Source organism: Klebsiella sp. TF21-TM (genome assembly GCF_019753495.1).
In the GTDB taxonomy this organism is placed as follows: Bacteria; Pseudomonadota; Gammaproteobacteria; order Enterobacterales; family Enterobacteriaceae; genus Klebsiella; species Klebsiella quasipneumoniae.
On record NZ_JAIJYL010000005.1, the window covers coordinates 1 to 23,353 of the forward strand.

A 23,353-nucleotide genomic window follows, 5' to 3' on the forward strand; every position below is an offset into this window, starting at 1 on the left:
GGCGATTTTGCTGGCCGGAGCCCGGGGGTACAGGGGGCGGCGGCGACTGGCCGCCCCCTGTGCGCTCCCTGCGCCATAAGAGACATAGCGCAGAAAATTAACCGGGAGCGCAATCTGCCCGGAATTAACATAGAAGTTGTAGCCCTGCCAGGCGCAGTGCGAACAAGATATTTCCGGTTGTGCCGTTATTTTGCCGGGTGCCGGCTACGCCTTACCCGGCCTGCGGTCCGCGCCATTTATAGCCCTTCCCCCTCTCCCCGCCGGGAAGAGGGCGTGACTCAGGCGCTGGCGCTGTCCAGCCGCGCCACCTGCTCCGCGCTCAGGCTCAGCGCCGCCGCGCGGGCAAAACTTTCCACCTGGGCCACGCTGGTGGCGCTGGCGATCGGCGCGGTCACCCCTTCGCGGCCGATCAGCCACGCCAGGGCCACTTCCGCCGGCTTCGCCCCCAGCTCCTCCGCGACCGCCACCAGGGTATCGATAATCCGCATCCCGCGCGGATTCAGGTATTTACCAATCTTTCCTCCGCGCTGACTCTGCGCCAGATCCGACGGCTGACGGTACTTACCGGTTAAGAACCCCGAGGCCAGGCTGTAGTAGGTCACCACCCCGATATCACGGCTGACGCAGAGATCGCATAGCGCGCCTTCAAAGGCGGAGCGGTGGTAGAGGTTATATTCCGGCTGCAGCACCTGCCAGGCAGGCAAGCCGCCCTTGCGCGCCACCTCCAGCGCCCCCGCCAGCTGCATCGCATCGAGGTTAGAGGCCCCCATCGCGCGAATTTTCCCCGCCTGCTGCAGGCTGTGGAAAGCCTCCAGCGTTTCCGCTACCGGAGTTTGCGGATCCGGCCAGTGGGAAAAGTAGAGGTCGATGTAGTCGGTATTAAGGCGGCGCAGGGAGTCGTCTACCGCCTGCTGGATCCAGGCTTTGCTGAGTCCCTTATGGCCAGGAAGGCCGAGATCGGAGCCGACTTTAGTGAAGATTTTGACCTTATCGCGCATGCCGGGACGCGCCTGCAGCCAGCGGCCGATAATGGTTTCGGATTCGCCGCCCTGGTTGCCCTCCGCCCAGCGGGAATAAACATCCGCCGTGTCGATAGCGTCAAAACCATGGTCAACAAAAGCATCAAGAAGGGCAAAACTGGTTTTTTCATCAATGGTCCAGCCAAAGACGTTACCGCCAAACACTAACGGGGCGATGGAAAATCCGGTTTTGCCCAAGGGACGTGTCATCATGCCGAGTACTCCTTAGCTTATATTCTGCTTCCCTCAGGTAACCACAGGGGTCAGGAGAGGAGGTCGATTGGATAATCAGAAAAGGAATCTTACGGCGGGCGATCCTTGCCCGCGGGTACACTCAGACATTATGTCCCGGAATAAACATCAAAGCTAAAATATTTGCTGGCTAATTTTTTATAGGTGCCGTCGGCAAGGATCTTCGCAATCGCGCCGTTTATTTCCTGACGCAGCGCCTCATCGTCTTTACGCAAGCCGATCGCCGCGCCGGCGCCAAACAGCGTATCATCCTGCAGATGGCCGCCGACAAAGGTGAATGCCTTACCCTGCGGCTGCTGCAGGAAGCTGTAGTCGGCCATCATCCCGGAAAGCACCGCGCCGTCGATGCGCCCGGACTCCAGATCGCGCACCACGCTATCGGCCCCCTGGTAGGCCACAATGTTGATCCCCTGCGGACGCCAGTGCTGATTGACGTAAGTCTCCTGCGCCGAACCCTGCTCGACGCCGATGGTTTTGCCCTTCAGCTGCGCCGGCGTATTGCCTTGCAGGGTATTTTTACGCGCCACGAGAAACACCGGCCCGTTATACAGCTTGTCGCTAAAGGCAATCTGCGCTTTACGCTTCTCGGTCATGTACATCCCGGAAAGGATGGCGTCGAATTTCCGCGCCTTCAGCGCCGGGATAATGCCGTCGAAATTGCTTTCCACCCACACGCATTTTGCCTGCAGCTGCTGGCAAATGGCGTTGCCTAGATCGATATCAAACCCCGCCAGCTTGCCCTGCGGATCCTTCCATTCAAACGGCGCGAAGGTCGGGTCGACGCCGAAGCGGATCGCCTTTCCCCCGTCGGCCAGCGCCGACGTCGACGCCATTAACGCCAGCCATAGCAACAGTGATTTTTTCATTCCAGTTCTTCTCCAGAGGTTAACGGCAGTGCTTTTCCACCAGGCGGGCGAACAGCGTCGCGCCGGTGGTGATAATGTCATCGTTGAAGTCGTAGCCGGGGTTATGCACCATGTAGCCGCCCTTCTCCCCCTGCTCGCCGTTGCCCAGCAGGAAGTAGCAGCCCGGACGTTCGCGCAGCATAAAGGCGAAGTCCTCGCTGGCGTTCATCGGCGAGACCGACTCCAGCACCCCCTCGCGACCAAACACCTCCAGCGCCAGCGCCCGGGCGAAATCAGTCTCTTCGGGGCTGTTGGTTAATACCGGGTAGGAGTCGTAAACCTCTACTGCGCTGCTGGCGCCATAGCTTTTGGCGGTAAATTCGCTGAGCTCGTGAATACGTTTGATCAGCAGGTCGCGGATTTCCGGCTTCATCGCCCGCACGCTGAGCTCCATCACCACGCTCTCCGGAATAACGTTGGAGGCGATACCGGCCTGGAAGGTGCCGACGCTGACCACCGCCGTTTCGCCCGGCGGCACGTTGCGCGCCACGATGCTCTGCAGAGCCATCACCAGCGCCGCGCCGGCGACGATCGGGTCGACGGTGCGCTCCGGATGGGCGCCGTGGCCGCCGTAGCCGGTAAGGGTGATTTTGACGGTGTCCGCCGAGGCCATAAAGTTACCGGCGTAGAAGCCCAGCTTGCCCACCGGCAGCCCCGGCATGTTGTGCAGACCGAAAATGCGTTCGCAGGGGAACTGCTCAAACAGGCCGTCTTTAATCATTAAATCGGCGCCGCCGATAGCCTCTTCCGCCGGCTGAAAAATCAGATGCACCGTGCCGTTGAACTGACAGGCCGGCGAGGCGATATATTTCGCCGCCGCCAGCAGAATGGTGGTATGACCGTCATGACCGCAGGCGTGCATTTTCCCCGACACCGTGCTGGCCCAGGGTAAACCAGTGGTTTCATGAATCGGCAGAGCGTCCATATCGGCGCGCAGGCCGATGGTGCGCGGCGAGTCGCCTTTGCTCAGGCTGCCGACCACCCCGGTCTTGCCGAGGCCGCGCGTCACCTGGTAGCCCCACTCGGTCAGCTTGCCGGCAACCAGTTCGCTGGTATTAAACTCTTCCAGACTTAATTCCGGATTGGCATGTAAATAATGACGCAGAGAAATCATTTCCGCTTCCGTCGCTTTAATTTCTGGAATTACATAATCACTCATGCCGCTCTCCGGGAAATATCGTAAGGACTTAACACGGTATCGTGGTGAAAACTTTATGCAAGCAGGATTTCTAATACCGGCGATGGCGGCATCTTATTTAATAATGCGTTCGCAACAGTGCAATAAGCATTAAAAACAGCGAAGTTTAAAAATAAACGTTTATTTTATGGAGAATTAACCATTATTTACCCTACCATCCCCGGCCATATTCAGATTTAAATAAAAAGATTTCGATGAAATTACAGACGCTTTTCCTCGTCGCCATGACCGCGCTGGCGGGCTGCAGCGCGCAGGGCGATACCGCCAGCCAGCAGCGGGCCAGCATTCAGAAGATGCGCAACGAAACCCTCAATAAACTTTACACCCTGCAGCCCGAGGCCCGCAGCGATATTCAGCATGCGAAGGGTTATGCGGTATTCGCCAATAACAGCAGCAAGATCCTGCTGTTCGGATTTGGCAGCGGCTACGGCGTGGTGCGGGATACGGCCTCCGGGAAGGACACCTATATGAAAATGGCCCAGGGCGGCGCCGGTCTGGGAATAGGGATCAAGCAGCAGCGCACGGTGCTGGTCTTCCATGATAAAGCGGCCCTGGATCGCTTTATCCGCCAGGGATATATGGTCGGCGCCGATGCGAACGCCGCGGCGAAATATGATGACAAAGGCATCGCGCCGATCGCCGCCTCCGCGAACGGCGTAGCGAAGGACACCTCCTCGCTGCCGTCAAAAGTGAACGTCTATGAAATCACCGACAAGGGGCTGGCCGCCCAGGCGATGGTCAATGGCTATAAATACTGGCCGGATGACGAACTGAACCCGTAGCCCCGGCGGTGCTCCATCGCCGGGTCAGGTGTTCCCTGCCCGGCGTTGGGAAACGCGCATTTAGTGGCCGAGGGCGCCGCTCACCAGAATCGAGGTGATGATCCCGGTCGCCGCAGCGATCAGCACATAGTTACCGTCGATATAGGACCAGTGATGGCCCTCCGGCGGGGGCGGCAGGCCGCGGTCGCTCCAGTCACGGACGCGATACTCATCGCCACGGAACGGCGCCGGAGCCGGGTGGCCTTTGCGGAAATCGTTACCGCGCCAGGCGAAATGGTCCTGCTCATGACGTGCCTGATCGCGTTTGTCATGAGCGTCACGATCCGGGCCACGCTGGTCATGGTCACCCTGATGATGCGCGTCAGGTCCGCCCTGCGGCGCATGCCCATTATGATCCGGACCGTTCTGCCACACCGTTGGCTGCCCCGGGCGATGGCCGTCGTTCGGGCCATCGGCAAAGGCCGGGACGCTCAGCACAGTGGATAACATTACCGCCAGAGAAATCATCTTTTTCATCGTACACCTCCTGATTGAAGTTCTTTGTAACGGGAAAATGTGAAGAAAGAGTGAGTATCCGCTTAACCAGGACGATTCCTGGCACCTGGGGTTTCTGCTGTCGGGGAAGGCATTATGGGGGAGGACGAGCAATAAAAAAGGCCGCTCTCGCGACCTTTATTCAGACTGCTATCAGGACTTACTCAGTCACTTTATTTTTTAACTCTTCAGCGCTGGATTTGGTTTTATCCCAGCCCTTTTCTGCGCCGGATTTGGTGGCGTTCCAGCCTTTTTCGCTGACCTCTTTGGTCTTATCCCAACCTTTCTCAGTCCCTTCTTTGGTCTTGTTCCAGGTCTTCTGCGCGCCTTCGCTCACCTGGCTGCCGACGCTATCCTGTTTGCCTTCGGCCGCATGTTTCGCCTTCAGCTGCTGCTCTTCGCCCTCGTGCTGGGCCTGGTGCAGCTTCTCTTTGGCGGTGTTGGCGTTGGCATTGGCCGCCGCGACGGTATCCTCTGTTGCATGTGTTGTCGCAGCAAAAACCGGAGCCGCAACCAGAATAGCCGATAACGCAATCATTGCTTTTTTCATAATATCCTCTCTCACATGTCATGTTATGAGTCGCATTCAGGATGGCACAGCGAACCGGGGATGACATTAGGAATTAGCCTGAAAAACGTTTTCGACCTCCAATCATGGCAGAAAATGCTGCCGCCGCGCGCCCTGTCGGCGTTCACATAATTTCCAACACGTTTGTTACATTTCGTGAAATTTGCCCTTGATATACTTGCCGTTGAGGTTTACTCGAGAATAATTCTCAGAATCATTATATTTATAAATTGGCAAACGGAACTCCTTTTATGGCAAGAAAATCAGTAAGATCGCTGTTGCTTACTGCGCTGATCGCGACGCCCTTCCTCAGCTATGCGACCCAATATCCGCTGACGGTTACCGACCTTGACGGCCGGCAGGTCACCCTGGTCAAAGAGCCGCAGCGTATTATTTTGCAGGATGGTCGCGACATTATGACCCTCGCCCTGCTGGACCGGGACAATCCGTTTAAGCGGCTGGTGGCATGGAATAATCTGGCGAAAAAGCAGGATGTTGCCACCTGGCAGATGCTGAAAACGGCGTGGCCGCAGTCGGCTACGATTCTGGACATGGGCTTCAGCGACAAGGGGAACGTCGATCTTGAAAGCGTCATCGCCCGCCAGCCGGATCTGATGATCGCCCAGCTGCGCGCCAGGCCCGCGCTGATGGAGAGCGGGGTCATTGACAAGCTTAGCGCCCTGCACGTTCCGGTGCTGTTTGTCGACTATGAGATCGACCCGGCGAAAGATACCGCCCCCAGCATCGACCTGCTGGGCAAAGTGCTTAACCGCGAGAGCCAGGCCAAAGCCTTTACCGATTACTATCGCCATCAGCTGCAGACGATTCGTCAGAAAACCGCAGCCATCACGCCGAAGGCCAACGTCTTCGTGGAAGCGCTGGCCGGCAACAGCGACGCCTGCTGCTTTACTCATGGCCACAGCGGCTGGGGCGGGCTGGTGGAGGCGGTCGGGGCGAACAATATCGGTTCGCAGCTGCTGCCGGGCGCCTCCGGGTTCGTCTCGCTGGAGAAAATCATCAGCATGAAGCCCGACGCCTGGATCATGACCGGCTCGAAGCGTGGCAACAGCCAGGTGCTGCCCCTGGGCTATGAAGTCAAGCCGGAGGCGGTGAAGGCCCAGGCGCAGACGCTGCTGGCGCGGCCAGGGGTCAGTCAGATCCCGGCGGTCCAGGAAAAGCGGGCCTATGGCGTCTATCACCACTTCTATAACCACCCGTGGAATATTGTCGGCATGGAGTATCTGGCGAAAGATATCTATCCGCAGGCCTTCCGCGATCTCAACCCGGATGAGACGTATCATTATATCGTGCGCCATTTCACCGACCTGCCGGACCAGCCGTTCGTCTTTTCCTGGCAGCAGAGCGAGTAATCCGGCATGCGTTTAACTTCCGACTCCGTTCTGGACGGGCTGCCCGCCGGGACGCCTGGCGTGATGGATCATTATCGCCATATCGTGCGTCGCCGCCTGCTGCTGATGCTGCTGCTGGCGCTGTTGATTGTCGCTTCGCTGCTGCTCGATTTTATGCTCGGCCCCTCCGGATTGCCGCTGCAGAGCCTGTGGCAGACGTTAACCGATCCAGCCAGCGCCGATCCGGGCACTCGCGCCATCGTCTGGGACATCCGGCTGCCCTATGCGGTGATGGCGATTATCGTCGGTCTGGCGCTGGGGCTGGCCGGTGCCGAAATGCAGACCATCCTCAATAACCCGCTGGCCAGTCCGTTTACCCTGGGCGTCTCCTCGGCTGCGGCGTTTGGCGCCGCGCTGGCGATTGTACTGGGTATTGGCCTGCCCGGTATTCCCGGCCAGTGGTTTATCTCGGCCAACGCCTTTATCTTCGCCCTGCTGGCGGCCCTGCTGCTGGACGGCATTACCCGCTGGACCCAGGTGGCCACCTCCGGCGTCATTCTGTTCGGCATCGCGCTGGTCTTTACCTTTAACGCCCTGGTCTCGATGCTGCAGTTCATCGCCAATGAAGACACGCTGCAGGGGCTGGTGTTCTGGACCATGGGCAGCATCGACCGCGCCTCCTGGAGCAAGGTCGCCATCCTGCTGGTCGCCCTGGCGCTGGTGATGCCCCTGTCGCTGCGCAGCGCGTGGAAGCTGACCGCCCTTCGGCTGGGCGAGGACCGGGCCATCAGCTTTGGCATTAACGTTCGCCGTCTGCGCCTGGCCACACTGCTGCGGATCAGCATTTTGTCGGCGCTTTCGGTGGCCTTTGTCGGGCCAATCGGCTTTATCGGCCTGGTGGCGCCGCATATTGCGCGGATGCTCTTCGGTGAAGACCATCGCTTTTACCTGCCCGCCAGCGCGCTGATCGGCGCCCTGGTGCTCTCCCTGGCCTCCATCGCCTCGAAGAACCTGATCCCGGGGGCCATTATTCCGGTAGGGATCGTCACTTCCCTGGTAGGGGTCCCGTTCTTTTTAAGCATTATTTTACGTCACCGGGGGCAGGTATGAGCGACCAGACGTTATCCGGCCTGTCGCTGTCTCACTTCAGCGCCGGCTACACCAGACGCAAGGTGATCGAGAACCTGACGGTTCCCCATCTGCCGCGGGGGAAAATCACCGCGCTGCTGGGGCCAAACGGCAGCGGTAAATCGACGTTAATGCGGGCGATGGCGGGTCTGGGACCCTGCCGCGGCGAGCTGCTGCTGGAGGGGGAAAATCTGCTGACGCAGCCGTTCGCACGTCGCGCGGAACAGGTGGTCTATCTTCCGCAGACGCTGCCCGCCGGCGTGCATCTGCATGTGCTGGAGTCGATTATCGTGGCCCAGCGCGCCGCCGGAGGACGCCACAGTCCGCAGCACCAGGAGGAGGTGATGGCGCTGCTGCGCCAGCTGGGAATTGCCCATCTGGCGATGAGCTACCTCGATCAGCTCTCCGGCGGGCAAAAACAGCTGGTGGGTCTCGCCCAGTCGCTGATTCGTCAGCCGCGCCTGCTACTGCTCGACGAACCGCTCAGCGCGCTTGATCTCAACTATCAATTTCACGTGATGGATCTGGTGCGCCGGGAGACCCGACGGCGCAACATCGTAACCCTGGTGGTGGTGCACGATATCAATATTGCCCTGCGTCACGCCGACCACGTGCTGATGCTCAAAGCGGGCCAGCTGCTCGGCGACGGCACCCCGGCCGCGGTCATCACCCCCGAGACCCTGGCGGCCGTCTACGGCGTGCGCGGTCGTATTGAGCCCTGTTCGCAGGGGGTGCGGCAGGTAATTATTGACGGCCTGGTAGACAGCGAGGCCTGACCGCGGCGCGGGGAGGGTACGGCCTCCCCGCGCCCGCCGGCTTAGTGATCGAGATAGATATAGTTTTCCCAGCTCTTCATGCGGATCAGGATCTTCCGGATCAGCGACAGCTCTTTCAGATGATCCGAGTAGACCGCCGCCTCGAGGGTGGCCCCCTGCGGCAGGGCGTATTCGGCAAAACGCGGATCGGTCACCTTCAGCACCACCAGCGCCCGGCCATGGGTATTGAGCGCGTCCGTGGTCAGCAGTTTGCCCTGGCCCTGAAACTGACTCTCGCCAATCGCCGGCAGCACGTCGGCCACTTCCCCGCGGAAGACGGTGCCCGGAATGGCCGGAAACATCAGCTCCGCGGGCTCGCCTTTGTGCAGACGCTGCAGGGCGTTCTGGCGAAATGCCGCGACATACTCCCGCGAGGCGTCGCCCTCCACCGGCACAAAGGTCATCACCGGCAGCATCCCCAGCGCGGTGGACATGGTGCCTGGCCGTAGGCCGACGGTGCTGACATAGCCGTCTTCCGGGGCGCGGACGACGGTGTTATCCAGCTGAAACTGCGCCTTCTGCAACTGCGCCAGCAGGGAGGCCACGGTGGTATTTTTGCCCTTCACCACCGAGTCCAGCGCGTTACGCGCCTGAACCACGTTCGCCTGAGCCGCGCTGACGCTGGCTTCATCGGCTTTCCACGTCTGCAGACGGGTATCGACCATTTGATCGGAGAAGGCGCCCTGGGCATGCCCCTCCCGAAAGCGGGCATACTCCCGCCGCGACTGGTCGCGCTGGGCCACCGCTCTGCTCAGCTCGGCCTCCGCCTGGCTTAACGCGGCGTTGAGGGAGAGGTCATCCTGACTGGCCGCTTTAATTTGCGCCTGCAGATCGTCCACCTTTGCCTGGAACGGCGTCGGGTCGAGAGTAAACAGCACATCACCCTTATGCAGCCTCTGGTTAGGCTTCACCGGCACGGTCTGCACCCGACCGCGCACCTGCGACACAATCGGCACGGTGCGAAACACCTGATTACCGACGTCGGTATAGGGGAAGTTGTAGTTCATCCCGAAGATCACCGCGCCAATCAGGGCGATACCGCCGAGCACCGCCGTCGGCACGGTCCACTTATTGAGCGGAATGCGGAAAACTTTAAACACCACGATGCATAGCGCGGCGTAGGTCAGCAACATTAACGTTTCCATTATTCTGCCTCCTTCGCTTTAAGTTCCTCGACCTCGCGCTGCACCTGCTCCAGTCGCTGAACGACCGTCTCCAGACGCTGATGCAGGGCCTGCTGATCGTCGGCGATGCGGCGCATTCCCCATCCGCGGTCTTCGCGCCACAGCGTCGCCCAGATCCACAACAAGGGCCACAGGGCGTGCAGGGTAAATAAGCTGACCCAGCCGGCATAATGAATCGCATCCTGATGAGGATGGCGCCGCTCTTTGGCGATTTCATAAGGAATATCGTGAATAACAATCACGCCATAAAAAAGTATTAAGGCCACGGCGATGAGAATGGCCAGCGCCACATAGTCCAGGGTCATAAAATAACTCCAGAGTGAAAGGTTAAATAAATAAAACGGCCAGGTTCAGGCGTAACGGGGCCGGGGGAAAACGCGCGCGTAGCGCTTTCCTCGGGCGGGTTTTAGCGACGTTATGTCGGGGAGCCGACGAACCTGAATCAGAATTTCTCAGGAATATGACGGTCGATGGAAATCAGTTTGCCTTTTTTCACCGTGATATATCCCCCCTCGCGCAGGGCGGCCAGCACCTGATAAACATAGCTGCGCGAAAGATTGGTCCGTTTAATAATAAATGCCGACAGGCTTTCATGCTGACCACCATCGATTCCTCCACGATATAAATAGCGCGACAGCATTGATTTAATGGTCTGAAAGCTGGTCTGGCTGCCGCGTTCATAGTGGGCATCAAGGGCAAATATGCCCATATAGGCCAGGATCGTGGTCAGCTCTTGCATATAGCCCGGCGACGAATGAAAGAATATCCGTTCAAAATCGCTGGCGGATATTTTCGCCAGCTGGCATTCGCCCAGACACCGATAATAGAGCGCCACCGACGGACAATAATGTTCAAGCAGCCCTAACGGCATATGCGCGATAACAATCCCGATCAGGTTCTGCTCATCACCAAAGGCCAACGTCATTTGCCCCTGCAGCAAAAAATAGAGATAGCCCGGCTGCGGCAGAAATGGCTGGTCTTTACTCAGGCTCAGGGTTTCACTGCAGGCGATGACCGCCGGCAGGTGCGTGGTCAGCGACAGCTTCTGGTACCGATCGTAAATATCGCCAAAACTGGGGTTCATCGCGCTACGCACTCCTTCACCTTTTATCACCGCGGCGGGGTTAACCGCGGCCTGTGGAACTATACCTAAGCGGGTCAGGAAGGAAAAGTCCAGATCTGGAGTGGCGAAATATTCCGCCTGGCTCACATTTTTTACCCTCGCCCCGCCCTTTCGTCCACCAATCGTTCCGCTTGCCGCCAGGCTGTGCTTTAATTAGCTAAACCGGTTTAACAAAGTTTAGCTAAGAGGAGCTGTCCTATGAATGGTAAAATCTGGGTACTCGGCGATGCGGTCGTCGATCTCCTGCCCGACGGAGAGGGCCGCCTGCTGCAATGCCCCGGCGGCGCGCCGGCCAACGTCGCGGTCGGCGTGGCGCGGCTCGGCGGCGACAGCGGGTTTATCGGCCGCGTCGGCGACGATCCGTTCGGTCGCTTTATGCGCCACACCCTGGCGCAGGAGCAGGTCGATGTGGATTTTATGCGCCTCGACGCGACGCAGCGCACCTCCACGGTGGTGGTCGATCTCGATCGGCACGGGGAGCGCACCTTTACCTTTATGGTTCGCCCGAGCGCCGACCTGTTTCTTGCGCCTGAGGATCTTCCGCCGTTCGCCGCCGGCCAGTGGCTGCACGTCTGCTCTATCGCCCTCAGCGCGGAACCGAGCCGCAGCACGGCATTCGCGGCGATGGAGGCGATAAAGCGCGCCGGGGGCTATGTCAGCTTCGACCCCAATATCCGTAGCGACCTGTGGCAGGATCCGCAGGAGCTGCGCGACTGTCTCGACCGGGCGCTGGCCCTCGCCGACGCCATAAAACTGTCGGAAGAGGAGCTGGCTTTTATCAGCGGCAGCGACGACATCGTCAGCGGCATCGCCCGGCTGAACGCCCGCTTCCAGCCGACGCTGCTGCTGGTCACCCAGGGCAAAGCGGGAGTCCAGGCCGCGCTGCGCGGGCAGGTTAGCCACTTCCCCGCCCGCCCGGTAGTGGCCGTCGATACCACCGGCGCCGGCGATGCCTTTGTCGCCGGGCTGCTCGCCGGGCTCGCCGCCCACGGCATCCCTGACAACCTCGCCGCCCTGGCGCCGGACCTCGCGCTGGCGCAAACCTGCGGCGCGCTGGCCACCACCGCCAAAGGCGCCATGACCGCCCTGCCCTACAGGGAGGATCTTCAGCGCTCGCTGTGATCCCGTTGGGCCGGCTAACGGCCCACTTTGCTGGCGACATCACAATTCTTAAACCGGTTTAGCAATTTTTATTTTCACTGCGTTACCGACATGTTTACCATATCAACTAAACCGGTTTAGCAAACGTTAGCACACTCACTGATTTACCTTTGGATGTCACCAACATGTATAAAAAACGGAAGTTAGCCATTCTTATTGCTTTGCTAACCGGCGCCGCCGCCGCCCATGGGCAGACAGACCTGAACAGCATTGAAGCGCGTCTCGCCGCCCTGGAAAAACGTCTGCAGGATGCCGAGACCCGCGCCAGTACCGCCGAAAGCCGCGCCGCTTCAGCGGAGCAGAAAGTTCAGCAGCTAACCCAGCAGCAGCAGCAAACCCAGGCCACCACCCAGCAGGTGGCCAAGCGCACCACCCAACTGGAAGAAAAAGCCGAACGGCCCGGCGGCTTTGAGTTCCACGGCTACGCCCGCTCCGGGGTGATCATGAACGACTCCGCCGCCAGCACGAAATCCGGGGCCTATATGACCCCCGCCGGGGAGACCGGCGGCGCCATTGGTCGTCTTGGCAACCAGGCCGACACCTATGTGGAAATGAACCTCGAACATAAGCAGACCCTGGACAACGGGGCGACCACCCGTTTCAAAGTGATGGTGGCCGACGGGCAAACTACCTATAACGACTGGACGGCGAGCAGCAGCGACCTGAACGTGCGCCAGGCGTTCGTCGAGCTGGGCAACCTGCCGACCTTCGAGGGTCCGTTCAAAGGCTCGACCCTGTGGGCCGGGAAACGCTTTGACCGCGACAACTTCGACATCCACTGGATTGACTCGGATGTGGTGTTCCTCGCCGGGACCGGCGGTGGGATCTACGACGTGAAGTGGAACGACAGCCTGCGCAGCAACTTCTCGTTATATGGCCGCAACTTTGGCGATATCGCCGACAGCAGCAACAGCGTGCAGAACTATATCGTCAGCATGAATAACTTTGCCGGCCCGGTGCAGATGATGGTCAGCGGGATGCGGGCGAAAGATAATGACGACCGCCAGGACGCGAACGGCAATCTGGTGAAAGGCGATGCCGCTAACACCGGGTTTCATGCCCTGCTGGGTCTGCACAATGAGAGCTTCTATGGCCTGCGCGACGGGACCAGCAAAACGGCCCTGCTGTATGGCCACGGACTGGGCGCCGAGGTTAAAGGCATCGGCTCCGACGGCGCGCTGCGTCCGGGGGCCAATACCTGGCGTTTCGCCAGCTACGGCACCACGCCGCTGAGCGATCGCTGGTTTATTGCCCCGGCCGTGCTGGCGCAGAGCAGTAAAGACCGCTATGTCGATGGCGACAGCTATCAGTGGGCCACTCTCAACCTGCGTCTGATTCAGGAGGTCACGCAGAACTTCGCCCTCGCCTGGGAGGGCACCTATCAGTACATGGATCTGCAGCCTGAAGGCTACAACGATCGCCATGCGGTCAACGGCAGCTTCTACAAGCTGACCTTCGCCCCGACCTTCAAGGTCGGCAGCATCGGCGACTTCTTCTCGCGCCCGGAGATCCGCTTCTACACCTCGTGGATGAACTGGAGCAAAAAGCTGGATAACTACGCCAACGACGACGCGTTAGGCAGCAACGGATTCAAATCGGGCGGCGAATGGTCGTTCGGTATGCAAATGGAGACCTGGTTCTGACGTGAACCCGGACGACAGGGTAAGTCACACATAAATATAAGGTTCGCGGTGCCTGCCACGGCTGGCGCCGCCCACGCCATATCATCATGCATTCAGAGGGTACTATGGATTTTGAACAGATTTCCCGGTCACTGCTTCCCCTGCTGGGCGGCAAGGAAAATATCGCCAGCGCCGCGCACTGCGCCACCCGCCTGCGGCTGGTGCTGGTCGACGACGCGCTCGCCGACCAGCAGGCGATTGGCAAAATCGACGGCGTGAAAGGCTGCTTTCGCAATGCCGGCCAGATGCAGATCATCTTCGGCACCGGGGTGGTCAATAAAGTCTATGCCGCCTTTATCCAGGCGGCGGGCATCAGCGAATCGAGCAAATCCGAAGCCGCCGACCTGGCGGCGAAAAAGCTGAACCCGTTCCAGCGCATCGCCCGCCTGCTGTCCAACATCTTCGTGCCGATTATTCCGGCCATCGTCGCCTCCGGCCTGCTGATGGGCCTGCTGGGGATGGTGAAAACCTACGGCTGGGTCGACCCGGGCAACGCTATCTATATCATGCTGGATATGTGCAGCTCGGCGGCGTTTATCATTCTGCCGATCCTGATCGGCTTTACCGCCGCCCGCGAATTTGGCGGTAACCCTTATCTGGGCGCGACCCTCGGCGGGATCCTCACCCACCCGGCGTTGACCAACGCCTGGGGCGTCGCCGCCGGCTTCCACACCATGAATTTCTTCGGCATCGAAGTGGCGATGATCGGCTATCAGGGCACGGTCTTCCCGGTGCTGCTGGCGGTGTGGTTTATGAGCCTTGTCGAGAAACGGCTGCGCCGCATTATCCCTGACGCGCTGGATCTGATCCTCACGCCGTTCCTGACGGTAATTATCTCCGGCTTTATCGCCCTGCTGCTGATCGGCCCGGCCGGCCGCGCGCTCGGCGACGGCATTTCGTTTATCCTCAGCACGCTTATCAGCCACGCCGGCTGGCTGGCGGGCCTGCTGTTTGGCGGCCTCTATTCGGTGATCGTCATTACCGGTATTCATCACAGCTTCCATGCCATCGAGGCGGGTCTGCTCGGCAATCCGTCGATCGGCGTCAACTTCCTGCTGCCGATCTGGGCCATGGCCAACGTCGCCCAGGGCGGCGCCTGCTTTGCGGTGTGGTTTAAAACCAAAGATGCCAAAATCAAAGCTATCACCCTGCCGTCGGCGTTTTCGGCGATGCTGGGGATCACCGAGGCGGCAATCTTCGGGATTAACCTGCGCTTTGTGAAACCGTTCATCGCCGCGCTGGTGGGCGGTGCCGCCGGCGGCGCCTGGGTGGTGTCGATGCACGTCTACATGACCGCGGTGGGCCTGACGGCGATCCCGGGAATGGCCATCGTGCAGGCCAGCTCGCTGCTGAACTACATTATCGGGATGGCGATCGCCTTCGCCGTGGCCTTCACGCTCTCTCTGACGCTGAAATACAAAACGGACGCTGAATAATGTCATTACCGTCACGCCTGCCTGCGATCCTGCAGGCCGTTATGCAGGGCCAGCCGCAGGCGCTGGCCGACAGCCATTACCCGCAATGGCATCTGGCGCCGGTCAGCGGACTGCTGAACGATCCCAACGGCTTTTGCCAGGTCGCCGGGCGTTACCACCTGTTTTATCAGTGGAACCCGCTCGCCTGCGACCACACCTACAAGTGCTGGGGACACTGGAGCTCAGCCGATCTGCTGCACTGGCGGCATGAACCTATCGCCCTGATGCCGGATGAAGAGTATGACCGCAACGGCTGCTACTCCGGCAGCGCGGTCGAGTTCGAGGGCGCCCTGACCCTGTGCTATACCGGCAACGTGAAATTCCCCGACGGCGGGCGCACCGCCTGGCAATGTCTGGCGACGGAAAATGCCGATGGCACCTTCCGCAAGCTGGGGCCGGTGCTGCCGCTGCCGGAAGGCTATACCGGCCATGTGCGCGACCCTAAAGTGTGGCGACAGGACGGGCGCTGGTACATGGTCCTCGGGGCGCAGGATGTGCAACAGCGCGGCAAAGTGCTGCTGTTTACCGCCAGCGACCTGCGGGATTGGCGCCTGGTGGGCGAGATAGCCGGGCATGACGTTAACGGCCTGGCCAACGGCGGCTACATGTGGGAGTGCCCGGACCTGTTTCCGCTGGCGGACACCCACCTGCTGATCTGCTGCCCGCAGGGGCTGGCCCGCGAAGCGCAGCGCTTTCTCAATACCTATCCGGCGGTGTGGATGGCAGGCCGTTTCGACGCCGAACGCGGCGCCTTCGACCATGGTCCGCTGCACGAGCTGGACAGCGGATTTGAGTTCTACGCGCCGCAGACCATGCTGGCCGAGGATGGCCGCCGCCTGCTGGTCGGCTGGATGGGCGTCCCGGACGGGGAAGAGATGCATCAACCCACCCGCGCGCAGGGGTGGATCCACCAGATGACCTGTGTGCGCGAGCTGGAGTGGCAGGCGGGCACCCTGTATCAGCACCCGCTGCGCGAGCTGGCCGCCCTGCGCGGCGAAGCCGAGGGCTGGCGCGGACAGACCCTGCCCCTCGCCCCGATGGAGCTGGCCTTTGACATCGCCCCCAACAGCACGCTGGGGCTGGATTTTGCTGGAGCCCTGCAGCTCACCGTCAACCGCGACGGCCTGCGTCTGTCGCGCCGCGGGCTGCAGACGGCGGAGATGCATCACCGCTACTGGCGCGGCGAGGCGCGGCGCCTGCAGATCTTTATCGACCGCTCCAGCGTGGAGATTTTCATCAACGATGGCGAAGGGGTGATGAGCAGCCGCTTCTTCCCGGGCTATCCGGGGCAGTTAATCTTCAGCGGTGCGACGCCGGTGGAATTCTGCCGCTGGCTGCTGCGGCCATGCATGGTAGAATAACCGTTTTGCTTTCAGGCTCCCGGGTGCTGATGAAAACCAAACGCGTAACTATCAAAGATATCGCCGAACTGGCGGGCGTCTCCAAAGCGACCGCCAGTCTGGTGCTTAACGGTCGTGGCAAAGAGCTGCGCGTGGCGCAGGAGACGCGCGAGCGCGTGCTGGCGATCGCCCGCGAGCAGCACTATCAACCCAGCATTCACGCGCGCTCGCTGCGCGATAACCGCAGCCATACCATTGGCCTGGTGGTGCCGGAAATCACCAACTACGGGTTTGCCGTTTTCTCCCATGAGCTTGAGACGCTCTGCCGGGAAGCCGGCGTGCAGCTGCTTATCTCCTGCACCGACGAAAACCCCGGCCAGGAGAGCGTGGTGGTCAATAACATGATTGCTCGCCAGGTCGACGGCCTGATCGTCGCCTCGTGCATGCACAGCGATGCCGACTACCTGAAGCTCAGCGAACAGCTGCCGGTGGTGCTGTTTGACCGCTCCCCCAGCGACAGCGCCCTGCCGCTGGTGATGACCGACTCGGTCACCCCAACGGCTGAGCTAATCTCCCGCATCGCCCCTCAGCATGCGGATGAGTTCTGGTTCCTCGGCGGCCAGCCGCGGCTATCGCCATCGCGCGACCGGCTGGCGGGATTCACCCAAGGCCTGGCTCAGGCGGGGGTCACGCTGCGTCCCGAGTGGGTGATCAACGGCAACTATCACCCCAGCTCCGGCTATGAGATGTTCGCCGCGCTCTGCGCGCGGCTGGGCCGGCCGCCGAAGGCGCTGTTCACCGCGGCCTGCGGCCTGCTCGAAGGGGTCCTGCGCTATATGAGCCAGCATCATCTGCTGGACTCCAATATTCATCTCGCCAGCTTCGACGATCACTATCTGTACGATTCACTTTCCCTGCGCATTGATACCGTGCAACAGGATAATCGCCAGCTGGCCTGGCACTGCTACGATCTGCTCAGCCAGCTGATCGACGGCCAGGCGCCGGAGCCGCTCCAGCGCTATCTGCCCGCCACCCTGCAGTTTCGCCATGCCTGACGGCGCCGTCGGCAATTAGCGTTTTCGCCGGGCGCGCGCCGCCTGCCTCACCGCCAGCAGCGTGCCGGCGAGCACCGCGCCGAGGCCCATCGTGACCGGCCAACGGTAAGCCATCAGCAGCGAGGGCAATCCGCCGTCCGGCGCCAGCATCACGAGATTCCAGCCCGCCAGGCCCGCATTGCCGTTCAGCGCCCGGCTTAACATCCGCTGATGCGGGGCGAAGGGCTGAATGGTCTGGTAATGGCTGCCGAACAGCGGCGGCTGCATCTCCCTGGGAAATTGCGCCTGAACCTGGGCCAGCACGCTGGCCGGCAGCGCATGCGATGCCGCCAGCAGATGCCCGTCGCTATTCACCAGCAGCAGCTGATAATGTCGCTGCCGGGCCAGGGCATAGAGATCCGCGCGCATCACCGCCAGCGGCCAGGTGGCTTCCCGCTGCCGCGCCGGCGTGTTCATCCGCCGTTCGAGGCGTGACGCCACCCACTGCGCATCCTTCTCCAGCTGACGGGTATACATTTCGCGGCAAACCTCTCTGGCCAGAAAATGCCCGCCCCGGCCGATGATCAGGATCGCCAGGCCAACGAGCAGCGTGACGATCACGCCCCTTCTTCCCGGTCGCCAGACCGGCGAGGATTTGCCTATGGATGGTGTATTCATACGACTCCAGAAACCAGGGGGCAAGGCGTGGCCCCCTGGCGAATGGACAACAAAAGTCGCGAAACTGTACAGGATGCGCAGCGCGGGAAAAATAGACAGCCGGCGCCAGGCGGGGAATATTTTGTTTATTTCTGGACAGGGCTGGCGGCAACGACGCGCTTCGCCGTTGCCGCCAGTTGATAAGATTAGTGTTTTTTCCGGTTACGGCGCATGTCGATGGTCACCGCCGCGACGATAATGATCCCTTTAATAATATCCTGCACGTAGGCATCGACGCCGACAAAGGTAAAGCCGCTCTTGATCAGGCCAAGGATCATCGCGCCAATCAGGGTGCCGGTAATGCGCCCCACCCCGCCCATTAAGCTGCTGCCGCCGATCACCGCTGCGGCAATCGCGTCCAGCTCGTAGGACATCCCCATGCTGGACTGGCCGCTGCTGACGCGCGCCGCCAGCACCACCCCCGCCAGCCCGGAGAGCGCCCCGGCGATGGTGTAGACAATCACCAGGTACTTATTCACGTTGATGCCGGACACTTTGGCCGAGGTCATGTTGCCGCCGATGGCATACACATATTTGCCATACCGGGTATGCTTCAGCGCAATGTGAAACACCGCGGCGATCACGAAGAAGATGATCACCGGCATTGCCCCCTGGCCTATCGCCGTAAAGCTGTCGGAGAGGAAGCTTATCGGATTGCCCTGAGTGTAATACTGCGCCAGACCGCGCGCCGAGACCATCATCCCGAGGGTGGCGATAAACGGCGGGATACCGGTTCGCGTCACCAGGAAACCGTTGGTCAGCCCGCACAGCAGGCCGACGCCGATCCCCGCGCAAATCGGGATCACCGCCGGCAGGTTGACCAGCGCCGGGAACATCGGCGACAGGCTGTCAGAGGTTTGCGCCAGGCTCGCCGCCACCACCGCCGCGAGGGCGATAACCGAGCCGGAGGAGAGGTCAATCCCGGTGGTGATGATCACCTGGGTGACGCCGACGGCGATGATGCCGATGATCGCCACCTGCAGCACAATCAGCACCAGGCGGTTGGTATTGAGCAGGAACGACTGGTCGCGAACATACCAGCCGGCGATTTCAAATGTCAGGGCAATCACCAGCATCACCACAAAGATGCCGGTATCTTTCGGCATTTTATGCCGCAAATTAGCGAAGAAGGAGGAACCCTCGCTGGCCGGAGCCGCCGTTAATTTCATATTACTCATTCTCTGTGCCTCAATGGGATGCCAACGACAAAATGGTTTCCTGGTCGGCTTCGTCTTTTTCCAGGATGCCGGTGATACGACCTTCATGCATCACCATGACCCGGTCACTCATGCCAAGGATTTCCGGCAGCTCAGAGGAGACCATAATGACCGCCACCCCCCGATTCGCCAGTTCACTGATAAGATGATAAATTTCCGCCTTCGCCCCGACGTCGATGCCGCGGGTCGGCTCATCGAGAATTAAGATTTTCGGTTGCGCTAACAGCCAGCGCGCAATCAGGACTTTTTGCTGATTCCCCCCGCTGAGGTTATTAATAATTTGATCCATCGTCGGCGTTTTAATATTGAGCCGGCGGATTTGCTCCATGCAGTCTTCGGCCATTTTCACGTGCTGGACAAAACCGCTCTTGCCGATATATTCCGGCATTTTGACGATACTCATATTTTCCAGCACCGACAGCACCAGAAACAGGCCCGACTTTTTGCGGTCTTCGGTTAATAACGCCATCCCCTTTTCAATCGCCACGGAGGGAGAATCAATGGTCACCGGCGCCCCGTCGATCAGCACTTCGCCGCTGTCGAAGCGTTCCATACCGAACAGGCTTTCCATCACCTCGCTGCGCCCGGCGCCCACCAGCCCGGCCACGCCGAGGATCTCGCCGCGACGCACGGTAAAGCTGACGTCATGGAACACGCCCTGGCGCGTCAGGTTGCGCACCGTCAGCACCTCTTCGCCGATGGTGTTATTAAATTTCGGGAACAGCTGGGTTAATTCGCGGCCCACCATCTGGGTGATCAGCGACTGGCGGGTAAATTCGGTGGTGTTTTTGCTCCCCACCCAGGTGCCGTCGCGAAAGACGCTGATCTCATCGGTGATCGCGAAGATCTCATCCATTTTATGGCTGATATAGATGATCGCTTTGCCCTGGGCCCGCAGGTCGCGGATAATGGTGAACAGGTGAGCCACCTCGCCTTCGGTCAGCGCCGAAGTGGGCTCATCCATGATCACAATATCCGCGTTCCATGAGACCGCTTTGGCAATCTCCACCATCTGCTGGGCGGCGATGCTCAGGTCGCCCACCAGCCGGTCGGCAGTTAAGCGAATATTCAGCTTATCCAGCAGCGCCTGGGTCTGGCGGGTCAGCTGGCCGTGGTCGACAAAGCCGTACTTCATCGGCTCGCGCCCCAGCCAGATATTCTCCGCCACCGTCATATGCGGCACCAGATTCAGCTCCTGGTGAATCATCGAGATCCCCGAGCGCAGCGCATCCATGGTGTCAGTAAACTCCACCGGTTCACCTTTCACGCGAATCGATCCTTTATCCGGGCGATAGATACCGATCAGGCACTTCATTAGCGTGGATTTACCGGCGCCGTTCTCGCCCATCAGGGCGTGCACCGTTCCCGGGCGCACGCGTAATGAGACATTGTCGAGCGCCTTCACGCCGGGGAAGAACTTACTGATACCTTCGGCTTCAAGGGCAAAAGCGTTCATACATCCACCTCCGTACCACAGGTTGGCCAGGATTATTTCTGATTACGATTGGTAAATTCAGCCATGTTCTCTTTGGTGATCAGCTGATACGGCACGTCGATGATCTTTTCCACTTTCTCGCCGTTCGCCAGCTTAATGGCCGCGTCTACGGCGCCCTCGCCCTGGCCTTTCGCATCCTGGAAGATGGTGGCGATCATCTTGCCGCTCTTCAGCATCTGCAGCGCATCCGGGGTGCCATCCACGCCGGCGATGAGAATATGGTTCGGGTTTTTACCCAGCGCCTGCAGGGCGCCGATCGCCATTTCATCGTTGTTGGAGGCGATGGCCTGGATATCTTCGCCGCTGGTCATCCAGTTGCTGACCACATCCACGGCGTCATTGCGGGTAAATTTCGCGGTCTGCTTCTGCACGATTTTGATGTTCGGGTATTTCGCCACGACCTCTTCCACCCCTTTGGTGCGGTCGCGAGTGGATTCATTCGCCAGGTCGCCGAGCAGGATCGCCACATTACCCTTGCCGTTCATCGCTTTCGCCAGCGCTTCCATCTGCAGACGGCCGGCGAGAATCGAGTCCGACCCCACATAGGCCATCTTGTCGGTCAGCTCCGCCTGCGGGCGACGGTTTACAAACACCAGCGGGATCCCGGCTTTGGTGGCCTGATCCATGATCGGTTTCACCGCGTTGGTATCCACCGGGTTGACGATAATGGCGTCCACGCCCTGGCCGATAAAGTTCTGCACCTGCTGCAGCTGCTGGGAGACATCCCCTTTCGCGTCCTCGATCTGCGATTTCACCCCATCTTTTTTCATCTCTTTTTGCATCGAGGTACGCAGGATCGTCAGGAAGTTATCGTCAAACAGCGCCATCGAGACGCCAATGGAGACATCTTTTGCCATAACCACCGCAGGCAGCATGCAGGCTAACAAAGAGGCAACAATCGTTTTCTTAATATTCATAGTTGATCCTTGATTTTGTAGGTACGCCGGTGAATGAAACAAAATGAAAAATTAATTTCAGTCAGATTGCGACAAATGTCTGTTGTGACGGCGACGGCGCTACGGGGTTTTCCGCATTTCGTCGTGATCGGAATCACAAATAATGGCTGTATTATCATCACTTTTTTGAAACATCAGTCCATTTATGCCACACCGTGAATTACAGACCATTTATTTCATTAACAAGACATTTGAAATTTTTATAAGTAAATAACTGAAATGAAAATTTTAAAACCATGCAGTAACAGAATTTTGACAGACATCTAACATTGCTGCATAAATGAGCGAAAAATGAGAGGCAGACAACGCTTTACAGCGATCGACGCCGGCGGGGTTGGCATTTACCCGGCGGGGAGATCCGCGTTGTCAGGAAGGGAGGCGCCGCACGCCTTAGTCGACGTTCTCGGCGCTGTAGAGGATAAAGTCGACTTTCCCGTCGGCATAGGTTTGCGGCTGATAGCCGGACTCCAGATGGCGCAGCATCAGGTCGATCGCCAGCTGGGCGTGCTGGCGGGTGTTCTGATCGAGCGTTAACGCCAGGCTGCCCCTGGCCAGCTGCTGGCGGGTGGTATTGTAGCGCTCATGGGTGATCCAGCAGACGTCGCCTTCGCGGCGGTGGCGAGCCAGCGCCTCGGCAATCTGAGTATTGCCAAGTCCGGTGTTATAGATCCCGACAATATGCCGGCTGCGGCACAGGGCCTGCTCCAGCAGGCGGGTGATCTGCTCCCGCCGCTCTTCGCCCGCCAGCACCTCGTTGAGCTGCAGATGGGGAAAGCGCTGGCTCAGCACCTCGCGGAACCCCTGAATGCGCAGGCGATGCGCGCTGTAATCCTCCCGGCCGCTCACCATCAGCACCTCCCCGGGCCGCGGCGTCATTCTCCCCATCATTAACCCCGCCGTGCGGCCAGCCTGCAACTGATTGATCCCGACGTGGCAGAGCCGGTCGGCGCCGGGCAGATCTGTCGCCAGGGTAATGACGGGGACGCCCGCTTCCCGACAGCGTCGCAGCGCGTCATGCACCACAGGATGGTCATTGCCGAAAACGATGATCCCCTGACGCTGCTGGCCGCTGCGCATAATGCGCCGGGCCAGGGTCGCCGGCTGCGACTCCGGGACAAAGGTGCGGTGCAGGGTCAGACGACGATAGCCGAGGCTATCCGCGACGGCGGCGAAATCCTGCGCCAGCTGCGGAAAAAAGAAAGAGTCATTGCTGCTGAGAAAGAGCTCAATCTGCCAGGGAAAGCGGTGCTCCTCCGGCAGGATCCGCTTCAGCCCCGCCTCCCGCGCCGCCTGCAGCACTTTGCGCGTGGTCTGCGGCGATACGCCGCCGCGTTCGTTCAGCACCCGGTCAACAGTGGCCACGCCGACGCCAATCTGTCTGGCCAGCATCGCCAGTGACATGTTTTTCATCGCCCCTCT

21 protein-coding genes and 1 pseudogene are annotated in these 23,353 nt (G+C 59.9%); 9 read left to right on the forward strand and 13 right to left on the reverse strand.

Annotation, left to right across the window (positions count from 1 at the left end; genetic code table 11):
- Nucleotides 1–278: 278 nt before the first annotated feature.
- The 3 genes from K5R89_RS06215 to K5R89_RS06225 form a co-directional block, all read right to left on the reverse strand.
- On the reverse strand, nucleotides 279–1,232 hold the full coding sequence (locus K5R89_RS06215; protein WP_023288705.1) for an aldo/keto reductase: 954 nt from the start codon (nucleotides 1,230–1,232) through the stop codon (nucleotides 279–281).
- 128 nt (nucleotides 1,233–1,360) lie between these two features.
- Nucleotides 1,361–2,137 carry a lysine/arginine/ornithine ABC transporter substrate-binding protein gene (locus K5R89_RS06220; protein ID WP_032454773.1) on the reverse strand — a complete coding sequence of 259 codons (777 nt, stop codon included), beginning with the start codon at nucleotides 2,135–2,137 and terminating at the stop codon, nucleotides 1,361–1,363.
- Between the two features lie 19 nt (nucleotides 2,138–2,156).
- The gene (locus K5R89_RS06225) at nucleotides 2,157–3,335 is read right to left on the reverse strand and encodes a M20 aminoacylase family protein (protein WP_217259237.1); all 1,179 of its coding nucleotides are present in this window, start codon (nucleotides 3,333–3,335) and stop codon (nucleotides 2,157–2,159) included.
- Between the two features lie 233 nt (nucleotides 3,336–3,568).
- On the opposite strand from K5R89_RS06225, the gene K5R89_RS06230 reads away from it, so the two are divergent.
- The gene (locus tag K5R89_RS06230) at nucleotides 3,569–4,156 is read left to right on the forward strand and encodes a YSC84-related protein (protein ID WP_048296942.1); all 588 of its coding nucleotides are present in this window, start codon (nucleotides 3,569–3,571) and stop codon (nucleotides 4,154–4,156) included.
- 60 nt (nucleotides 4,157–4,216) lie between these two features.
- On the opposite strand, the gene K5R89_RS06235 is transcribed toward K5R89_RS06230, so the two are convergent.
- Together K5R89_RS06235 and K5R89_RS06240 are read right to left on the reverse strand one after the other, a co-directional pair.
- The gene (locus K5R89_RS06235) at nucleotides 4,217–4,672 is read right to left on the reverse strand and encodes an RcnB family protein (protein WP_044521399.1); all 456 of its coding nucleotides are present in this window, start codon (nucleotides 4,670–4,672) and stop codon (nucleotides 4,217–4,219) included.
- Nucleotides 4,673–4,850: 178 nt separating this feature from the next.
- Nucleotides 4,851–5,240: a hypothetical protein gene (locus K5R89_RS06240; protein WP_217259238.1), complete on the reverse strand. Its 390-nt coding sequence runs from the start codon at nucleotides 5,238–5,240 to the stop codon at nucleotides 4,851–4,853.
- A 269-nt stretch (nucleotides 5,241–5,509) separates the two neighbouring features.
- Between K5R89_RS06240 and K5R89_RS06245 the strand changes: the two genes are divergently transcribed.
- From K5R89_RS06245 to K5R89_RS06255, 3 genes are read left to right on the forward strand one after another with little or no spacing between them, the layout of a single operon-like run.
- A complete protein-coding gene (locus K5R89_RS06245) occupies nucleotides 5,510–6,628 on the forward strand; it encodes an ABC transporter substrate-binding protein (protein ID WP_032454771.1) in 1,119 nt (372 codons plus the stop codon).
- Between the two features lie 60 nt (nucleotides 6,629–6,688).
- Nucleotides 6,689–7,717, forward strand: coding sequence for an iron ABC transporter permease (locus tag K5R89_RS06250; protein WP_072096506.1), 1,029 nt, complete (start codon nucleotides 6,689–6,691; stop codon nucleotides 7,715–7,717).
- On the forward strand, nucleotides 7,714–8,511 hold the full coding sequence (locus K5R89_RS06255; protein WP_217259239.1) for an ABC transporter ATP-binding protein: 798 nt from the start codon (nucleotides 7,714–7,716) through the stop codon (nucleotides 8,509–8,511). Before K5R89_RS06250 ends, K5R89_RS06255 begins: the two co-directional genes overlap by 4 nt.
- 41 nt (nucleotides 8,512–8,552) lie before the next feature.
- Here the strand turns inward: K5R89_RS06255 and K5R89_RS06260 are convergent, their stop codons facing one another.
- The 3 genes from K5R89_RS06260 to K5R89_RS06270 form a co-directional block, all read right to left on the reverse strand.
- The gene (locus K5R89_RS06260) at nucleotides 8,553–9,695 is read right to left on the reverse strand and encodes an HlyD family secretion protein (RefSeq protein ID WP_217259240.1); all 1,143 of its coding nucleotides are present in this window, start codon (nucleotides 9,693–9,695) and stop codon (nucleotides 8,553–8,555) included.
- Nucleotides 9,695–10,039 carry a DUF3302 domain-containing protein gene (locus K5R89_RS06265; RefSeq protein WP_023288695.1) on the reverse strand — a complete coding sequence of 115 codons (345 nt, stop codon included), beginning with the start codon at nucleotides 10,037–10,039 and terminating at the stop codon, nucleotides 9,695–9,697. The genes K5R89_RS06260 and K5R89_RS06265 overlap by 1 nt, the downstream gene beginning before the upstream one ends.
- Nucleotides 10,040–10,176: 137 nt before the next feature.
- A complete protein-coding gene (locus K5R89_RS06270) occupies nucleotides 10,177–10,818 on the reverse strand; it encodes a Crp/Fnr family transcriptional regulator (protein ID WP_072096480.1) in 642 nt (213 codons plus the stop codon).
- A 237-nt stretch (nucleotides 10,819–11,055) separates the two neighbouring features.
- Here K5R89_RS06270 and K5R89_RS06275 point away from each other — a divergent pair, with 237 nt between their 5' ends.
- The 5 genes from K5R89_RS06275 (at nucleotide 11,056) to K5R89_RS06295 (ending at nucleotide 17,570) form a co-directional block, all read left to right on the forward strand.
- Nucleotides 11,056–11,979, forward strand: coding sequence for an aminoimidazole riboside kinase (locus K5R89_RS06275; protein WP_050533039.1), 924 nt, complete (start codon nucleotides 11,056–11,058; stop codon nucleotides 11,977–11,979).
- A 164-nt stretch (nucleotides 11,980–12,143) separates the two neighbouring features.
- Complete coding sequence (locus tag K5R89_RS06280) at nucleotides 12,144–13,661, forward strand: carbohydrate porin (RefSeq protein ID WP_217259241.1); 1,518 nt, start codon at nucleotides 12,144–12,146, stop codon at nucleotides 13,659–13,661.
- A gap of 104 nt (nucleotides 13,662–13,765) precedes the next feature.
- Nucleotides 13,766–15,136 (forward strand): sucrose-specific PTS transporter subunit IIBC, encoded by a 1,371-nt coding sequence (locus K5R89_RS06285; protein WP_023288691.1) that lies wholly within the window; start codon nucleotides 13,766–13,768, stop codon nucleotides 15,134–15,136.
- Entirely contained in the window at nucleotides 15,136–16,536 is a 1,401-nt protein-coding gene (locus K5R89_RS06290; RefSeq protein WP_217259242.1) for a sucrose-6-phosphate hydrolase, read from the forward strand. Before K5R89_RS06285 ends, K5R89_RS06290 begins: the two co-directional genes overlap by 1 nt.
- A gap of 23 nt (nucleotides 16,537–16,559) precedes the next feature.
- Nucleotides 16,560–17,570, forward strand: coding sequence for a LacI family DNA-binding transcriptional regulator (locus tag K5R89_RS06295; RefSeq protein WP_017898803.1), 1,011 nt, complete (start codon nucleotides 16,560–16,562; stop codon nucleotides 17,568–17,570).
- Nucleotides 17,571–17,617: 47 nt separating this feature from the next.
- Here the strand turns inward: K5R89_RS06295 and K5R89_RS06300 are convergent.
- The 5 genes and pseudogenes from K5R89_RS06300 to K5R89_RS06320 form a co-directional block, all read right to left on the reverse strand.
- Nucleotides 17,618–18,227, reverse strand: a pseudogene (locus tag K5R89_RS06300) (hypothetical protein).
- Between the two features lie 185 nt (nucleotides 18,228–18,412).
- Nucleotides 18,413–19,435 carry an ABC transporter permease gene (locus K5R89_RS06305; RefSeq protein ID WP_004152946.1) on the reverse strand — a complete coding sequence of 341 codons (1,023 nt, stop codon included), beginning with the start codon at nucleotides 19,433–19,435 and terminating at the stop codon, nucleotides 18,413–18,415.
- A gap of 19 nt (nucleotides 19,436–19,454) precedes the next feature.
- The gene (locus K5R89_RS06310) at nucleotides 19,455–20,939 is read right to left on the reverse strand and encodes a sugar ABC transporter ATP-binding protein (protein ID WP_004202401.1); all 1,485 of its coding nucleotides are present in this window, start codon (nucleotides 20,937–20,939) and stop codon (nucleotides 19,455–19,457) included.
- A 32-nt stretch (nucleotides 20,940–20,971) separates the two neighbouring features.
- A complete protein-coding gene (locus K5R89_RS06315) occupies nucleotides 20,972–21,895 on the reverse strand; it encodes a sugar ABC transporter substrate-binding protein (RefSeq protein ID WP_002892597.1) in 924 nt (307 codons plus the stop codon).
- Nucleotides 21,896–22,324: 429 nt separating this feature from the next.
- Entirely contained in the window at nucleotides 22,325–23,344 is a 1,020-nt protein-coding gene (locus K5R89_RS06320; RefSeq protein WP_023288687.1) for a LacI family DNA-binding transcriptional regulator, read from the reverse strand.
- Between the last annotated feature and the right edge of the window lie 9 nt (nucleotides 23,345–23,353).

What these genes read in the sequence shown, in the direction of transcription:
- K5R89_RS06235 (WP_044521399.1), bottom strand. Translation starts at nt 4,672, where the DNA reads ATGAAAAAGATGATTTCTCTGGCGGTAATGTTATCCACTGTGCTGAGC.
- K5R89_RS06290 (WP_217259242.1), top strand. Translation starts at nt 15,136, where the DNA reads ATGTCATTACCGTCACGCCTGCCTGCGATCCTGCAGGCCGTTATGCAG.
- K5R89_RS06315 (WP_002892597.1), bottom strand. Translation starts at nt 21,895, where the DNA reads ATGAATATTAAGAAAACGATTGTTGCCTCTTTGTTAGCCTGCATGCTG.
- K5R89_RS06245 (WP_032454771.1), top strand. Translation starts at nt 5,510, where the DNA reads ATGGCAAGAAAATCAGTAAGATCGCTGTTGCTTACTGCGCTGATCGCG.
- K5R89_RS06270 (WP_072096480.1), bottom strand. Translation starts at nt 10,818, where the DNA reads ATGAACCCCAGTTTTGGCGATATTTACGATCGGTACCAGAAGCTGTCG.
- K5R89_RS06320 (WP_023288687.1), bottom strand. Translation starts at nt 23,344, where the DNA reads ATGAAAAACATGTCACTGGCGATGCTGGCCAGACAGATTGGCGTCGGC.
- K5R89_RS06280 (WP_217259241.1), top strand. Translation starts at nt 12,144, where the DNA reads ATGTATAAAAAACGGAAGTTAGCCATTCTTATTGCTTTGCTAACCGGC.
- K5R89_RS06255 (WP_217259239.1), top strand. Translation starts at nt 7,714, where the DNA reads ATGAGCGACCAGACGTTATCCGGCCTGTCGCTGTCTCACTTCAGCGCC.
- K5R89_RS06305 (WP_004152946.1), bottom strand. Translation starts at nt 19,435, where the DNA reads ATGAAATTAACGGCGGCTCCGGCCAGCGAGGGTTCCTCCTTCTTCGCT.
- K5R89_RS06260 (WP_217259240.1), bottom strand. Translation starts at nt 9,695, where the DNA reads ATGGAAACGTTAATGTTGCTGACCTACGCCGCGCTATGCATCGTGGTG.
- K5R89_RS06215 (WP_023288705.1), bottom strand. Translation starts at nt 1,232, where the DNA reads ATGATGACACGTCCCTTGGGCAAAACCGGATTTTCCATCGCCCCGTTA.
- K5R89_RS06275 (WP_050533039.1), top strand. Translation starts at nt 11,056, where the DNA reads ATGAATGGTAAAATCTGGGTACTCGGCGATGCGGTCGTCGATCTCCTG.
- K5R89_RS06240 (WP_217259238.1), bottom strand. Translation starts at nt 5,240, where the DNA reads ATGAAAAAAGCAATGATTGCGTTATCGGCTATTCTGGTTGCGGCTCCG.
- K5R89_RS06225 (WP_217259237.1), bottom strand. Translation starts at nt 3,335, where the DNA reads ATGAGTGATTATGTAATTCCAGAAATTAAAGCGACGGAAGCGGAAATG.
- K5R89_RS06285 (WP_023288691.1), top strand. Translation starts at nt 13,766, where the DNA reads ATGGATTTTGAACAGATTTCCCGGTCACTGCTTCCCCTGCTGGGCGGC.
- K5R89_RS06310 (WP_004202401.1), bottom strand. Translation starts at nt 20,939, where the DNA reads ATGAACGCTTTTGCCCTTGAAGCCGAAGGTATCAGTAAGTTCTTCCCC.
- K5R89_RS06265 (WP_023288695.1), bottom strand. Translation starts at nt 10,039, where the DNA reads ATGACCCTGGACTATGTGGCGCTGGCCATTCTCATCGCCGTGGCCTTA.
- K5R89_RS06230 (WP_048296942.1), top strand. Translation starts at nt 3,569, where the DNA reads ATGAAATTACAGACGCTTTTCCTCGTCGCCATGACCGCGCTGGCGGGC.
- K5R89_RS06220 (WP_032454773.1), bottom strand. Translation starts at nt 2,137, where the DNA reads ATGAAAAAATCACTGTTGCTATGGCTGGCGTTAATGGCGTCGACGTCG.